The sequence below is a fragment of the Bacillus sp. mrc49 genome (genome assembly GCF_002803435.1).
The window spans coordinates 1-862 of record NZ_PHNG01000576.1 but is presented as its reverse complement, the minus strand read 5'-3'; the positions used below and the strand labels follow the sequence as shown (position 1 = coordinate 862).

General features: G+C 49.5%; 1 protein-coding gene. It reads left to right on the top strand.

What is annotated here, in order from left to right:
* Nucleotides 1–862: solute symporter family protein (locus CVN76_RS05995; protein ID WP_198512503.1), on the top strand; the 862-nt coding region annotated here is incomplete at both ends.

Below are 862 nucleotides of genomic sequence, written 5' to 3'. Positions count from 1 at the left end.
TAACACCATATCCATATCCACTTTTTATATGATCGCCCAACTTGTCGGTGCAGGTGCCCTTATAAAACTCTTACTTGGAATCGATTATCTGTACTCCGTTATCATCGTAGGCATTTTAATGACCGTTTATGTAGTATTCGGCGGGATGACGGCCACCAGCTGGGTCCAGATCGTAAAAGCCGTATTATTGATGGCAGGTACGTTCATCATCTCGCTGATCGTGTTGGCCAAATTCGACTTTAGTGTGATCGAGATGTTCAAGCAAATGAAAACAGCAACCCCTTTAGGGGGCGATTTCCTCAATCCGGGGAATAAATTCAAGGATCCATTGGATACCCTTTCCCTTAATTTGGCTCTCGTCCTCGGGACAGCGGGACTGCCTCACATTCTCATCCGATTCTTTACGGTAAAAGACGCCATCACTGCCAGGAAGTCCGTCGTTTATGCCACATGGATCATCGGAATCTTTTATATCATGACCATTTTCCTTGGATTTGGAGCCGCGGCCTTTGTTGGTTATGACAAAATCATCGCGGCGAATGCTGCCGGCAATATGGCGGCTCCGCTGCTTGCCGATGCCATCGGCGGTGACTTCCTGTTCGCCTTCGTGTCTGCAGTTGCCTTCGCTACCATCTTGGCGGTTGTGGCCGGACTCGTTCTATCGGCTGCCTCTGCCTTTGCCCATGATTTTTATGGCCATATCATTCGCAAAGGCCAGGCCACCGACAAAGAACAAGTCGTTGCGGCTCGCTGGGCATCAATCGGAGTGTCGGTCCTTTCCATCATCCTTGCCTTGTTTGCCCAAAACATGAATGTCGCTTTCCTTGTATCCCTTGCCTTTGCAGTGGCTGCCAGTGCCAAC